This window comes from Mycobacterium sp. SA01 (assembly GCF_041287105.1).
GTDB lineage: Bacteria > Actinomycetota > Actinomycetes > Mycobacteriales > Mycobacteriaceae > Mycobacterium.
The window spans coordinates 568612-582618 of record NZ_JBGGNO010000018.1 but is presented as its reverse complement, the minus strand read 5'-3'; the positions used below and the strand labels follow the sequence as shown (position 1 = coordinate 582618).

13 protein-coding genes are annotated in these 14007 nt (G+C 68.6%); 10 read left to right on the top strand and 3 right to left on the bottom strand.

Translation table 11 applies throughout. The features are described from left to right. The first annotated feature begins 84 nt into the window (after nucleotides 1-84). Nucleotides 85-1290: a cysteine desulfurase family protein gene (locus AB4879_RS15785; protein WP_370508298.1), complete on the top strand. Its 1206-nt coding sequence runs from the start codon at nucleotides 85-87 to the stop codon at nucleotides 1288-1290. Further along, nucleotides 1287-2369 carry a tRNA 2-thiouridine(34) synthase MnmA gene (gene mnmA / locus AB4879_RS15780; protein WP_370508297.1) on the top strand — a complete coding sequence of 361 codons (1083 nt, stop codon included), beginning with the start codon at nucleotides 1287-1289 and terminating at the stop codon, nucleotides 2367-2369. Before AB4879_RS15785 ends, mnmA begins: the two co-directional genes overlap by 4 nt. Here the strand turns inward: mnmA and AB4879_RS15775 are convergent. Then, a complete protein-coding gene (locus AB4879_RS15775) occupies nucleotides 2347-2985 on the bottom strand; it encodes a sensor domain-containing protein (RefSeq protein ID WP_370508296.1) in 639 nt (212 codons plus the stop codon). The genes mnmA and AB4879_RS15775 overlap by 23 nt on opposite strands. Nucleotides 2986-3044: 59 nt before the next feature. On the opposite strand from AB4879_RS15775, the gene AB4879_RS15770 reads away from it, so the two are divergent. Both AB4879_RS15770 and AB4879_RS15765 read left to right on the top strand, forming a co-directional pair. Then, on the top strand, nucleotides 3045-4052 hold the full coding sequence (locus tag AB4879_RS15770; RefSeq protein WP_370508295.1) for a methionine synthase: 1008 nt from the start codon (nucleotides 3045-3047) through the stop codon (nucleotides 4050-4052). A 257-nt stretch (nucleotides 4053-4309) separates the two neighbouring features. Continuing rightward, nucleotides 4310-5680: an FAD-dependent oxidoreductase gene (locus tag AB4879_RS15765; protein ID WP_370508294.1), complete on the top strand. Its 1371-nt coding sequence runs from the start codon at nucleotides 4310-4312 to the stop codon at nucleotides 5678-5680. On the opposite strand, the gene AB4879_RS15760 is transcribed toward AB4879_RS15765, so the two are convergent. Further along, complete coding sequence (locus AB4879_RS15760) at nucleotides 5677-6072, bottom strand: MmcQ/YjbR family DNA-binding protein (RefSeq protein ID WP_370508293.1); 396 nt, start codon at nucleotides 6070-6072, stop codon at nucleotides 5677-5679. The genes AB4879_RS15765 and AB4879_RS15760 overlap by 4 nt on opposite strands. 228 nt (nucleotides 6073-6300) lie before the next feature. On the opposite strand from AB4879_RS15760, the gene AB4879_RS15755 reads away from it, so the two are divergent. From AB4879_RS15755 to ligA, 3 genes are all read left to right on the top strand, one after another. Then, nucleotides 6301-6816 (top strand): hypothetical protein, encoded by a 516-nt coding sequence (locus tag AB4879_RS15755; RefSeq protein WP_370508292.1) that lies wholly within the window; start codon nucleotides 6301-6303, stop codon nucleotides 6814-6816. A gap of 56 nt (nucleotides 6817-6872) precedes the next feature. Beyond that, the gene (locus tag AB4879_RS15750; protein WP_370508291.1) at nucleotides 6873-8060 is read left to right on the top strand and encodes a phosphatidylserine decarboxylase; all 1188 of its coding nucleotides are present in this window, start codon (nucleotides 6873-6875) and stop codon (nucleotides 8058-8060) included. A 129-nt stretch (nucleotides 8061-8189) separates the two neighbouring features. Continuing rightward, nucleotides 8190-10250: an NAD-dependent DNA ligase LigA gene (gene ligA / locus AB4879_RS15745; RefSeq protein WP_370508342.1), complete on the top strand. Its 2061-nt coding sequence runs from the start codon at nucleotides 8190-8192 to the stop codon at nucleotides 10248-10250. Nucleotide 10251: 1 nt separating this feature from the next. On the opposite strand, the gene AB4879_RS15740 is transcribed toward ligA, so the two are convergent. Beyond that, nucleotides 10252-10911, bottom strand: coding sequence for an amino acid-binding protein (locus tag AB4879_RS15740; protein ID WP_370508290.1), 660 nt, complete (start codon nucleotides 10909-10911; stop codon nucleotides 10252-10254). Nucleotides 10912-11079: 168 nt separating this feature from the next. Here AB4879_RS15740 and gatC point away from each other — a divergent pair, with 168 nt between their 5' ends. The 3 genes from gatC to AB4879_RS15725 are packed head-to-tail and all read left to right on the top strand — an operon-like array spanning nucleotide 11080 to nucleotide 13910. Next, a complete protein-coding gene (gene gatC, locus AB4879_RS15735; RefSeq protein WP_370508289.1) occupies nucleotides 11080-11379 on the top strand; it encodes an Asp-tRNA(Asn)/Glu-tRNA(Gln) amidotransferase subunit GatC in 300 nt (99 codons plus the stop codon). Then, nucleotides 11376-12860: an Asp-tRNA(Asn)/Glu-tRNA(Gln) amidotransferase subunit GatA gene (gene gatA / locus AB4879_RS15730; protein ID WP_370508288.1), complete on the top strand. Its 1485-nt coding sequence runs from the start codon at nucleotides 11376-11378 to the stop codon at nucleotides 12858-12860. Before gatC ends, gatA begins: the two co-directional genes overlap by 4 nt. A gap of 18 nt (nucleotides 12861-12878) precedes the next feature. After that, nucleotides 12879-13910: an ATP-dependent 6-phosphofructokinase gene (locus tag AB4879_RS15725; RefSeq protein ID WP_036339260.1), complete on the top strand. Its 1032-nt coding sequence runs from the start codon at nucleotides 12879-12881 to the stop codon at nucleotides 13908-13910. Nucleotides 13911-14007: the final 97 nt, after the last annotated feature.

Sequence of the window (14007 nt, the reverse complement as noted above, 5' to 3'; positions counted from 1 at the left end):
GGCACGTTGGGCGCCGAGCGTCACGCTGGGGTGACGTTCGCCGTGGCACGGGGCCTGCGCGCCTGCCGGTATCCTGGACGGGCTATGAGCCCGACCGCCGGTCCGGTGTATCTCGACCACGCTGCCACCACCCCGATGCATCCTGCTGCCATCGAGGCGATGACGGCTGCGCTGGCCACCGTCGGCAACGCCTCCTCGCTGCATACCGCGGGCCGCGACGCCCGGCGTCGGATGGAAGAGGCCCGAGAGAGCATCGCGGCGCGGCTCGGTGCCCGGCCGTCCGAGGTGATCTTCACCGCAGGCGGCACCGAAAGCGACAACCTGGCGGTCAAAGGCATCTACTGGGCGCGACGCGACGCCGAACCCGCCCGCCGCCGCATCGTGACCACCGCGGTCGAGCACCACGCCGTGCTCGACGCCGTCACCTGGCTGGCCGAGCATGAGGGCGCCGAGGTGACGTTCCTGCCCACCGAACCGGACGGGTCGGTGACGGCGGGCGCGCTGCGCGAGGCGCTGACCGAACACGACGACGTGGCACTGGTCACGGTCATGTGGGCCAACAACGAAGTCGGCACGATCATGCCGATCGCCGAACTGGCCGCCGTGGCCGCCGAGTTCGACGTGCCCATCCACAGTGACGCCGTTCAGGCGGTCGGTCACATCCCGGTGGACTTCGCCGGCTCCAACCTGTCGGCCATCAGCCTGGCGGCGCACAAGTTCGGTGGACCGACCGGCGTGGGCGCGCTGCTGCTGCGCCGGGCCACCGCGTGCGTTCCGCTGCTGCACGGCGGGGGCCAAGAACGCGATGTCCGTTCGGGCACACCGGATGTCGCGGGTGTGGTCGCGATGGCGGCGGCTGCCGATGTCGCCGTCGAATCGCTCGACTCCACCGGCGCCCGGCTGCGCTACCTGCGTGATCGGCTCGTCAACGGGGTGCTGGATACGATCGCCGACACCGGAGTCAACGGGGCCCTGGGCGATCGCCGGCTCCCGGGCAACACCCACTTCACGTTCCGCGGCTGCGAAGGTGACTCGCTGCTGATGCTGTTGGACGCCAACGGAATCGAATGCTCGACCGGATCGGCGTGTACCGCCGGTGTCGCCCAACCCTCGCATGTCTTGTTGGCCATGGGAGCCGACGCCGACGCCGCCCGCGGATCGCTGAGATTGTCCTTGGGCCACACCAGCACCGAGGCCGACGTCGATGCGGCGCTGCGGGTGCTGCCCGCCGCGGTCGAGCGGGCCCGCCAGGCCGCACTGGCCAGTTCATCACTGGGGGCACTGCGATGAGGGTGCTGGCCGCGATGAGCGGCGGCGTCGATTCGTCGGTGGCTGCCGCGCGGATGGTCGACGCCGGCCACGAGGTGGTCGGTGTGCACCTGGCGCTGTCCCGCCAACCCGGCACCCTGCGGACAGGTTCGCGCGGCTGCTGTTCGAAAGAAGACGCCGGCGATGCCCGCAGGGTCGCTGATGTGCTCGGAATCCCCTTCTATGTCTGGGATTTCGCCGACAAGTTCGCCGAAGACGTGATCGACGACTTCGTCTCCTCCTACGAACGCGGCGAGACCCCCAATCCCTGCGTGCGCTGCAACGAGAAGATCAAGTTCTCCGCGCTGGCGGCCAAGGCGCTGGCGTTGGGCTTCGATGCGGTGGCCACCGGTCACTACGCCCGGCTGTCCGACGGCCGGCTGCGCCGCGCGGTCGACGTCGACAAGGACCAGTCGTACGTGCTCGGCGTGCTGACGGCCCAGCAGCTGCGCCACGCGGCGTTCCCGATCGGCGACACCCCCAAGCCGGCGATCCGCGACGAGGCCGCCCGCCGCGGGCTGTCCGTCGCTGACAAACCCGACAGCCACGACATCTGCTTCATCCCCTCCGGCGACACCCAAGCTTTCCTCGGCGCCCGAATCGGTGTGCGGCGCGGAGCGGTCGTCGACGACGCCACTGGTGCGGTGCTCGCCGAGCACGACGGCGTGCACGGTTTCACCATCGGCCAGCGCAAGGGCCTCGGCATCGCCGGCCCCGGACCGGACGGCCTGCCGCGGTACGTCACCGCCATCGACGCCGAGTCGCAGACGGTGCGGGTGGGGGCGAAGGCCGACCTCGAAGTGCAGTCGCTGACCGGCATCCGCCCGGTGTTCACCTCCGGCGTCGCGCCGGCCGGTCCGGTGGAATGCGAGGTTCAGGTCCGCGCCCACGGTGGCGTGGTCCCCGCCGTCGCCGAAGCCGTCGGCGACGAGCTGCGCGTTTCCCTGCGGGTACCGTTGCGCGGCGTCGCGCCGGGGCAGACCTTGGTGCTCTACCGGCCCGACCCGGCCGGTGACGAGGTTGTCGGCAGCGCGACGATCAGCCGCCCGGAATCTTGTTGAGAAGATTCGTCATCACGATCTCGGGCACCGATTCGGGGAACGCGCAGAACGTCACCTCCACCAGCACCGACGCCTTGAGCCGGTAGTCGCGGCCGCACCGGGGAAGGCGCGTGCGCAGCGAGTCGGCGTCAGCGTCGACATTGCCGACCAGGCCCGCACCCATCGGTCCGTCGGCGCAGCGGTGCACGGCGGTGGAGAGGGTGTTGAACGTCTGCCGGGCGGTGGACTCGTCCCGGTAGGACGCGGCGGCTTCAGAAATCAGTGCGCGCCGCGGCGGGTATTGGAAGCTGGTCTTGTGGAAGTCCTCGACGTCCGTGCCGAAGGTGTCGGTTTCGGCGAACAGAAAGCGGCAGTCGCGGGGGACCAACTCAGCCAGCGGATCGACGTCGACCATGGTTTTACCGTCCATGCTCGGGATGATCGTCACGTCCTGGCCGCCGCCGGTGATGGCCTGAATCTGCTCCTGGCTGAGCATGATTCGGTCGACATCGACGACCCCCGGCGGGGAGAGCGGCGGCTCGCCGAGGGCACGCAGCGGTGCCCCGTCGACCCACTGGGTGCACCCCGTAAGCAGCACCGCGGCAGCGCAACAGAGCACCGGAGCGTGCACCCTCATGTCATCACGGTAGGCCCCCGGGCGTGCGGTGCGGCGGGTGCGTCCAATACGGTTGCCCGGTGAGTGATTTCGCGGCAGCCACCGGCATCGGCTCGTGGCCGGGTTCCGCCCCGCGCGAAGCCGCCGAGATCATGGTCGGGGAGCTGCACCGACTGCCGCACCTGGTCGAACTGCCGGCCCGCGGGGTGGGCGCCGACATGATCGGGCGGGCCGGCGCGCTGCTGGTCGACATCGCCATCGACACCGTGCCGCGCGGCTACCGCATCGCCGCCCGGCCGGGCGCCGTCACCCGTCGGGCGAAGAGCCTGCTCGAGGAGGACATCGACGCGATCGAGGAGGCGTGGGAGAAAGCCGGCGGCCCCGGCTCCGGGCGGCCGGTCAAGGTGCAGGCGCCGGGCCCGGTCACGCTCGCCGCCCAGCTCGAGTTGGCAGGAGGGCACCGGGCGCTCACCGATGCAGGCGCGGTCCGCGATCTGGCGTCGTCACTGGCCGAGGGGGTGGCGCGGCACCGCGCCGAGCTGGCCCGACGGTTGGCGACGACGGTGGTGGTGCAGTATGACGAGCCGTTGCTGTCCGCGGCGCTGGCCGGCCGGCTGACCGGGGTGACGGCGCTGAACCCGGTGCATCCGGTCGACGAGGTGGTGGCGATCGGTCTGCTCGACGAGTGCGTGGCCGCCGCGGGCGCCGAGGTGATGCTGCACAGTTGTGCCGCAGTACCGTGGAATGTGTTGCAGCGCAGCGCTATCCACGCCGTCTCGCTGGATGCGAGCACTCTTGGTGACGCTGACTTCGACGGGCTTGGCGAGTTCCTGGACTCGGGGCGTTGTGTGGTGTTCGGATTGGTGTCGACGAGTGCCCCGGCGGCCCGGCCGTCGGCTGAAGAGGTGGCCGCCGCGGCGGTGGCGATCACCGATCGAATCGGATTCTCCCGCAATGCTATTCGCGATCGCGTCGGCATCAGTCCGGCCTGCGGACTGGCCGACGCGGACGCGGCGTGGGCGCGCGCAGCGATCGGGTTGTGCCAGCGGGCCGCCGACGCGGTGGCTGAGGATCCCGACGCGATCTAGCCGGGTAGTCGCCTCGCGGGTGACCGCGCTGTCCAGAACGGCGCCGAACGTCGTGGCCGCGATGGTGCCGATCGCGTACCCGACAGTTGACATCCTCGCGTAGCGGGCGATGCCATCGCCGAGGACCCCGAAGCGATCTAGCCACATAGCAGCCGATCCAAAATTTGCGTATCGGACTACTCATAGCACGGGCCGCTGCCGCCCCTAGCGTTTCAACCAGCGGAAACGCCGCGGCGGGTCGAAACTGGGGGTTCGAAATGGCGCTACTCGGTGAACGGGCAGTGGTCCTGGGGGCGAGCATGGCGGGAATGCTGGCGGCGCGGGTGGCCGCCGAGCATTATCGGACCGTCACCGTGGTCGATCGCGACATGCCTCCCGAACAACCGTCCCGCCGTCGCGGCGTCCCGCAGGCGAGCCACGGTCACGTCTTACAAGCCGGCGGGGTGGCCGTGGTCGACGAGCTATTTCCCGGCATCCTCGACGAGATGGTCGCCGCGGGGACTCCGACCTGGGGCGACGGCGACCTCTCCCGGGTGATTCTCGAGTACGGCGGGCATCGATTTCTGCCGTCGGGGCACCTGCCCAATCCGGTGACGTCCTACATGCCGAGCCGGCCGTTCCTGGATTGGCATGTGATGAAACGACTTTCGGCGATTCCGAACGTCACGGTACTCGGCGGTCACGACGTGGTAGACGTGACATCGTCCGAGGATCGCACCCGGGTGACCGGAGTGTTGGTTGCGCGTCGCGACGAGGCTGCGGTGTTGGGCGCCGATCTGGTCATCGACGCCAGCGGTAGGGGATCGCGCGCACCGGTCTTCCTGGAGGACCTCGGCTACGGCCGGCCCCGCGAGGACGAGCTGATGATCAACCTGGCCTATACCAGCCAGTGGCTGCGGATCCCGCCGGGCGCGATCCGCCAGCACATGGTGGCGCTGTTCCCCAAACCCGGTGAGGCCACCACGGTGGCCCTGCTCAACCACGAGAACGACACCTGGCTGATGACCGTCGGCGTGATGGCCGGCGCGGAGCAGGCCCGCGACTACACGGACATGGTGGCGATGGCGCGGCGGCGAGCTCCCGGGCACATTCTCGAGGTACTCGAGACCGCCGAACCGGTCGGCCAGGTAGCTCATTACCGCACGCCGTCGAGTCGGTGGCGTCGCTACGACGAGATGCCCCGGCGACCCGATGGGTTCATCGCCATCGGCGACGCCGTGTGCAGCTTCAACCCGATCTACGGGCAGGGCATGTCGGTGGCGGCCTTGGAAGCGCTGGCGTTGCAACGTTCTCTGCGAGAGGGTGACACGGATTTGCCGCAGCGGTTCTCCCGAGCCGCCGCCAAGGTCGTCCGGGTGGCGTGGCGCAACGCGGTCAGCGCCGATCTGTCGTTGCCCGAAGTCGCAGGCGAACGAACGTTGGCAATGCGCGTCAACAACAAGTTCTCCGACATGGTTCTCACCGCCGTCGAGAGCGATCCGGTGGTCAACAGTCAGTTTTTCCGGGTGATCGGCATGCTCGATTCGCCCACCCGGTTGATGCGGCCGTCGATCCTGGCGCGGGTGGTGCGAGCCAATCTCATACGGCTGCAGCCGACTCCGGTATCCGAGCCCGCGTTGGCCGGCTAGCGGTCCAGCTGCTTGATCAGCCGCGCCGGGGCCTGCAGGCGGAACGACGCGTCGATCAGTTCGGCGACCTCCGCCCAATCGATCTCGGCGGCATCGAAGTCCAGGCCCAGCCAGCCGTAGGGACCGAGGTAGGCCGGGAAGAAGAACCGGGTGTCCTGCTGCAGAGCCTCCCGTTCACTGTCGTCGACCTTGATCAGCAGGGCATGGGCGTACCGGATCATCGGGCCGCTGGGATTCTTCTGGCTGCCGCCGTAGACGGCGAACATCTTCGGCGCCGAGAACGTGGGCCTGCCGTGCGAGATTTTCTCGGTCGCCTCCGGTAACGCCAATGCGATGGTGCGCACCCGAGCCAGGATCGGATCGGCGTCGTCGAACATGACCGGATGGGGCATGGGCTCAACACTGCCACGAGCGACTCGCCGGCGGTGTTCGCCGCGGCGCCGTGTTCGACAGCCTTGCAAAGTCCTGAGAATGTGCGGCGGCGAGGTGATGATGCCGGGGATCCGGGTACCGCTTGAGCGATTGTCCCGAGCATGGGCCGTCCGGCGGCCGTGATGTGCGGAACGCACGTGATGCCGCGCCGGTATGGGGCCCTCGCTCTGCCGACCGGAGGAGACAGCATGACCGTCGACACGTTGCCGTCCAGACCGCTGAGCACGGATGTGCCCACCACGCGTTCCAGATCCATCGAATTGACCCGCGCCGGGTGGGGCCTGGCCCTGCTCGTCGCGCCTCGCGCCGTCATGGAGACTGTGCACCGCATCGAGGTCGATACCAAGAGCGTGGTCGTCGCCCGGATCTTGGGAGCCCGCCACCTGACTCAAGCTCTGCTGTCCGGCTGGCGGCCCAGCCCTGAGGTGCTTGCGATGGGCGTCTGGGTCGACGCGGTTCATGCCCTGACCGCGGTGGGACTTGCCGCCGTCGACCGCAACCGAGCCCGGGCCGGTCTCACCGACGCCGCTGCCGCGACCATCTGGGCCGGCGCGGGCTATCACGACTTGTCGCAGCGCAGCGCCACGCCGCCGTCACACCAACGAGTCCGGGACCGGCTCGCGCGGATCGTTCTGGGCGTCGTGCCCGGCGGGGCGTTCCTCCTGAGCCAAGTCAGGGCGGACCGCAACAGTTCCCGGCGCTGACCGGGCGGTGTCGACTGCGACCCCGTTCCCACCCCCGACAGTGAGGAGTGAAGTTCATGAAACAGCCCGACGAGATCGTGCGGAGTCTGCAGGCCCTGCTCAATGACGATGCCAGCCTCGCGGAGGTCCTGGAGAAGTCGTTTCGCAGCGCTGCCGAGCGCGCGGCCACCGACCTCGATGCGGACGTCTATGACGTACTCGACTGGCCGCGGGACCTGACCCAGTATTACGACTACCTGTCCAAGTTCGTCCGCTGGATCCCGCAGCAGACCGACGCGCCGGCATGGAAAACCTCTGCGCCACAGGACCGTTACGCCAAGGAGGTCAGCGACCGGCTGGCTCACTTCTTCTGGCTGGTCGACCAGAAGGTGGATGCCTCAGAGGCCGCGATCGCGGAGAATTCGCCGAAGTTCCGCGGCTGGCTCACCGAGTTCGCTCGAGAGTGGGGCAGCTTTCTGGACACCACCGAGTCCTTCGATGACGACATCCTGCAGTCGTTTCTGCGCGAGGCGCCCGAATACACGATCGAAGAATCTCTCATCGACGGCCGGCCGAACACGCCCAGCGGCTGGCTGACCTTCAATCAGTTTTTCGCCCGTGAGCTCAACGCGGGTCTGCGTCCCATCAGTGCGCCCGCCGACAACGCGGTGGTGACCTCACCGGCGGACTGCAGCTTCCGACACTGCTACGACATCGACGCCGATTCCAACATCCCGGCCACCGCCATCAAAGGCCGCCACTACGGCAACATCACGCAGTTGATCGACGGCAGTCGCTTTGCCGATGCTTTTGCAGGCGGCACCTTCGTGCACTACATGCTGCCCCCGTCGGCGTACCACCGCTTCCACGTCCCGGTCGCGGGAACAGTCGAGGAGTCGTTCGTGATCTCCGGTCAGGTCTACATGCAAGTCGACTTGGAGGATCATCAGCTCAAGGCGCGCGACAGCGCACACACCGGGTACGAGTTCTTCCAAAACCGGGGGGTGCTCACAGTGGACACCTCGACGTCGGGAAACGGCGATCTCGGCGTCGTTGCCGTAGTCCCCGTGGGCATGTCGCATGTGGGTTCGGTGAACGTGACTGCGGCGCAGGGTGGGCAGGTGGCCAAGGGCGACGAATTCGGGTTCTTCGCGTTCGGTGGGTCCGACATCATCGTCTTGTTCGAGAACGGCGTGCACCCCGAGGTCGACACCAGCACGAAAGCCCGGAAGATGGGTTCGGTCATCGCCCGCTGCCGCCCCTAGACGGCCGGCCCCGGTCACCGGCCGCGGCCGTTCGCCGGCAGTGCGTCGGTTGCTCGTGCGTGTGGCGTCGGTGGCCTCCGATAGCCTTCGGGGGTGGCTGCAGAGACGTCCGATCCCGAGGTCGATCCCATCGATCCGGATGTGCGGCGGCGTTGGCAGGAACTTGCCGAAGAGGTGCGCGAGCATCAGTTCCGCTACTACATCAAGGACGCGCCGATCGTCTCCGACGCGGAGTTCGACAAGCTCTTCAACGAGCTCCTCGCACTCGAGGATCGCTTTCCCGAGCTTCGGGTAGCCGACTCGCCGACCCAGCTGGTCGGCGGCGCGGGTTTCGCCACCGACTTCGCCGAGGCCGCCCACCTGGACCGCATGCTGAGCCTCGACGACGTGTTCAACACCGAGGAACTGGCGGCCTGGTCCAGCCGGGTCGAAGCCGAGATCGGCCGGGACCCGCAGTACCTGTGCGAGTTGAAGATCGACGGCGTCGCGATCGCGCTGGTGTACCGCAACGGCCGGCTGGAGCGGGCCGCCACCCGCGGTGACGGCCGGGTCGGCGAGGACGTGACGAATAATGCGCGCACCATCGACGACATCCCCGAAACCCTCACCGCGTCAGCGGATTACCCGGTTCCGGCGCTCCTCGAGGTGCGTGGCGAGGTGTTCTTCATGCTGGCCGATTTCGAGAACCTCAACGCCAGCCTGGTCGAGGAGGGCAAGGCGCCGTTCGCCAACCCGCGCAACAGCGCGGCCGGCTCGCTGCGGCAGAAGAATCCGGCGGTCACCGCCCGCCGCCGGCTGCGGATGATCTGCCACGGCCTCGGCCGCACCGAAGGATTCGCACCGGACTCCCTGCACGACACCTACTTCGCGCTGAAAGCCTGGGGTCTGCCGGTCTCCGATCACACCACTCGGGTGGCGGGGCTGGCCGCCGTGCAGGAGAAGATCGTCTATTGGGGCGAGCGCCGCCATGAGATCGAGCACGAAATCGACGGCGTGGTGGTCAAAGTCGACGACTTCGCTCAGCAGCGCCGCCTCGGCGCCACCTCTCGTGCGCCGCGCTGGGCGTGCGCCTACAAGTATCCGCCGGAGGAAGCGCAGACCAAGCTGCTGGACATTCAGGTCAATGTCGGTCGCACCGGCCGCGTCACCCCCTTCGCGATGATGACGCCGGTGAAGATCGCCGGATCGACGGTCGGCATGGCCACCCTGCACAACGGCTCGGAGGTCAAGCGCAAAGGCGTGCTGATCGGCGACACCGTGATGATCCGCAAAGCCGGTGACGTGATCCCCGAGGTCCTGGGACCCGTCGTCGACCTGCGCGACGGCACCGAGCGCGAATTCGTGATGCCCACCCACTGCCCGGAGTGCGGCACCCCGCTGGCCCCGGCCAAGGAGGGCGATGTCGACATCCGGTGCCCGAACGCCCGATCCTGCCCCGCGCAACTGCGTGAGCGGGTCTTCCACCTGGCCGGCCGCGGTGGGCTGGACATCGAGGGGCTGGGTTACGAGGCGGCCACCGCGCTGCTGGCCGCCAAGGTCATCACCGACGAGGGTGACCTGTTCGATCTCACCAGCGCCGACCTGCTGACCTCGGAATTCTTCACCACCAAGGACGGGACGCTGTCGGCCAACGGCGCCCGCTTCCTGATCAACCTGCAGCAGGCCAAGGACCGGCCGCTGTGGCGGATCCTGGTGGCGTTGTCGATCAGGCACGTCGGGCCGACCGCGGCGCGGGCGCTGGCCGTGGCGTTCGGCAGCCTCGACGCGATCATGGCCGCCACCGAGGAGCAGCTCGCCGACGTCGAAGGTGTCGGCCCGACGATCGCCGCCGCGCTCGTCGAATGGTTCGCCGTCGACTGGCATCGCGCGATCATCGACAAATGGCGCGCCGCCGGGGTGCGGATGGAAGACGTCCGCGACACCTCGATCAGCCCTACGCTGCAAGGACTTTCGATCGTCGTCACCGGCTCGCTGCCGAACTTCTCGCGCGACGAGGCCAAGGAGGCCATCATCAGCCGCGGCGGCAAGGCGGTCGGTTCGGTGTCGAAGAAAACCTCGTATGTGGTGGCGGGCGATTCGCCCGGATCGAAATACGACAAGGCCGTCGAGCTGGGCGTGCCGATCCTCGACGAGGACGGGTTCCGCACGCTGTTGGACCAAGGGCCGCCGCCGGCCGACGCCGACGACTGAGTCAGCGAAGAATCGTCGCGACGATCCCGGCCAGATAGCCCAGCCGGGCCACCTCGGAAGGCCGGAACAACGGCCCGCCCGGGCGGCCCAACAACACCGCGGTATTCGGGTCGCCGAGCGGCGCGGCGGCCAGCGTGGTGTCCATGTCCCGCCACACCTGCGGCACCCAATCGGCGGTGCCGTCGAGGGCTTCGGCATGTGCGAGCGGCAGCCACGGCGCGGAGGTCGCCGCGGTCTCCGGCGCGCCGGAACTGCCGACCACGCGTTCCAGGCCCGACTCCGACAGCCGGGCCACCGTGCAGAAGCCCACCCGCAGCACCCGTGGCGCCTCGTCGGCGAGCACCTGCAGCTTGGCGGCCCGGTTGCCTGCCGCCGCGATGTGGTCGATTAGCTCCAGCTCGCGATGGGCCTCCAACAGGCCGGTGTGCGGCCGGATGGTGTCGACCCGGACACCCTTGATCTGTTCGGCGGCCGTGATCAGCATGTCGGGCATCGCACCGAGCGGCAGCTCGACGACCAGGTCGTCGATCGCCCAGCCGGGCCCCCGCTCGACCACGTCGAGCGACAGGATGTCGGCGCCGACGGTGCCCAGCGCCACGGCGAGCGAGCCGAGGCTACCGGGCCGGTCGGCCAGCTGGACCCGCAGCAGATACGAAGGCACGCGCACACTGTTTCACAGCCGCCTGGACTCAGCATTCCGGTAGGGGCGGCCGCCTGGCGCCGTAGCTACCGCGGGCAGGGCGAGGACCAGCAGGGGCGCCCAGCGGCAGGCCGACCAGAAGCAGTCCCCACGGCACGCGGATCGCCCTTTCACCTAGGCTTGACCACCGTGTCCCAGATCTCCCGCGACGATGTCGCCCGGCTCGCCAAGCTGGCCCGGCTGGCCCTGACCGACCATGAACTAGAAAGCTTCGCCGGCCAGCTCGATGCCATCCTGGAGCACGTCAGCCAGATTCAGGCCGTCGACACCGCAGACGTGAAGCCGACCGACAACCCTCTGAAAGACGTCAACGTCACCAGGCCCGACGTGGTTCAGCCGTGCCTGACCCAGTCCGAAGCGCTCGCCGAGGCGCCGGCCGCAGAAGAGGGCCGGTTCGCGGTCCCGCAGATTTTGGGGGAGCCCCAGTGAGCGACTTGATCCGGCTCGACGCCGCCACCCTGGGCGAGAAGATCGCGGCTAAAGAGGTGTCCTCGGTCGAGGTGACCCAGGCCTGCCTGGACCAGATCGCCGCCACCGACGAGCGCTATCACGCCTTCTTGCACGTCGCCGCCGACGAGGCGCTGGCCACTGCCGCCCGCGTTGACGCCGCCGTCGCCGCCGGGGAGACGCTGCCGTCGCCGCTGGCCGGTGTGCCGTTGGCGCTCAAGGACGTCTTCACCACCGTCGACATGCCGACGACGTGCGGCTCGAAGATCCTCGAAGGCTGGACCTCGCCGTACGACGCGACGGTGACGGCCCGGCTACGTGCGGCGGGCACCCCGATTCTCGGCAAGACCAACATGGACGAGTTCGCGATGGGCAGTTCCACCGAGAACTCGGCGTACGGCCCGACCCGCAATCCGTGGGACGTCGACCGGACGCCGGGCGGGTCGGGCGGTGGTAGCGCTGCCGCGTTGGCCGCCTTCCAGGCGCCGCTGGCGATCGGCTCCGACACCGGCGGCTCGATCCGCCAGCCGGCGGCGCTGACCGCGACCGTCGGGGTCAAGCCCACCTACGGAACGGTGTCGCGTTACGGACTGGTGGCGTGCGCGTCGTCGCTCGACCAGGGCGGGCCGTGTGCGCGCACCGTGCTCGACACCGCGTTGTTGCATTCGGTGATCGCCGGGCATGACCCTCGCGACTCGACCTCCGTCGACGCGCAGGTCCCCGATGTGGTGGCGGCCGCCAAGGCCGGTGCCACCGGCGACCTGTCGGGCGTGCGGATCGGTGTGGTCAAGCAGCTGCGCAGCGGTGAGGGGTACCAGCCGGGCGTGCTGGATTCGTTCAACGCCGCCGTCGAGCAGCTCGAAGCGCTGGGTGCCCAGGTCAGCGAGGTGGACTGCCCGCACCTCGACTACTCGCTGTCCGCCTACTACCTGATCCTGCCCTCGGAGGTGTCGAGCAACCTCGCCCGCTTCGACGCCATGCGCTACGGGTTGCGGGTCGGCGACGACGGCACTCACAGCGCAGAAGAGGTGATGGCACTGACGCGCGCGGCCGGATTCGGCCCAGAAGTCAAGCGCCGCATCATCATTGGCACATACGCGCTGTCGGCGGGCTATTACGACGCCTACTACAACCAGGCGCAGAAGGTTCGCACCCTGATCGCCGGTGACCTCGACGCCGCCTACGAGAAGGTGGACGTGCTGGTGTCCCCGGCCACCCCGACCACCGCGTTCAAGCTGGGGGAGAAGGTCGACGATCCGCTGGCGATGTATCTGTTCGACCTGTGCACGCTGCCGTTGAACCTGGCCGGGCACTGCGGAATGTCGGTGCCGTCGGGGCTGTCGACCGACGACAATCTGCCGGTCGGCCTGCAGATCATGGCGCCGGCGCTGGCCGACGACCGGCTGTACCGCATAGGTGCGGCCTATGAGTCTGCCCGCGGTTCGCTGCCAACAGCGATCTGACGGGGCAGGATAGGTCCCATGCGTATCGGAGTGCTGACCGGTGGGGGTGACTGTCCGGGCCTGAATGCGGTGATCCGGGCTGTGGTGCGGACCTGCGACGCCCGCTACGGGTCTTCGGTGGTCGGGTTTCTGGACGGCTGGCGGGGCCTGCTCGAGGACCGCCGGATCCAGCTGCACAACGACGACCGCAACAACCGGTTGCTGGCCAAGGGCGGCACCATGCTGGGCACCGCCCGCACAAATCCCGACAAGCTGCGTGCCGGTCTGGACGACATCAAGCAGACGTTGGAGGACAACGGGATCGACGTGCTGATCCCGATCGGCGGCGAGGGAACCCTGACCGCCGCGCACTGGCTGTCCGAGGAGGGTGTGCCCGTCGTCGGTGTGCCCAAGACCATCGACAACGACATCGACTGCACCGACGTCACATTCGGCCACGACACCGCGCTGCAGATCGCCACCGAGGCGATCGACCGGCTGCACAGCACCGCGGAGTCGCATCAGCGGGTGATGCTGGTCGAGGTGATGGGCCGGCACGCGGGCTGGATCGCGCTGAACGCCGGGCTGTCCTCGGGTGCGCACATGACGCTGATCCCCGAGCAGCCCTTCGACGTCGAAGAAGTGTGCCGGCTGGTCAAGAAACGCTTCCAGCGCGGGGAGTCCAGCTTCATCATCGTGGTGGCCGAAGGGGCCAAGCCGGCCGAGGGGTCGATGCAGCTGCGCCAGGGCGGCACCGACGAATTCGGGCATGAACGCTTCACCGGGGTGGCTCAGCAACTGGCCATGGAGGTGGAGAAGCGGATCAAGAAGGAAGTCCGGGTCACCGTGCTCGGGCACGTGCAGCGCGGCGGCACCCCGACCGCCTATGACCGGGTGCTGGCCACCCGGTTCGGCGTCAACGCCGCCGACGCAGCGCATGCCGGTGAGTACGGGATGATGGTGTCGCTGCGCGGGCAGGACATCGGCCGGGTGCCGTTGGCGGACGCGGTGCGCCAACTCAAGTTGGTGCCGCAGAGCCGCTACGACGACGCGGCCGCCTTCTTCGGCTGAGCGCTCCATCCGCGAGCAGACAGAAACTCGGCCTTTTTCGGCTTCCGAAGCCCGAGTTTGTGTCTGCTCGGCGGGGAAAAGCGACCCACTAGGATCG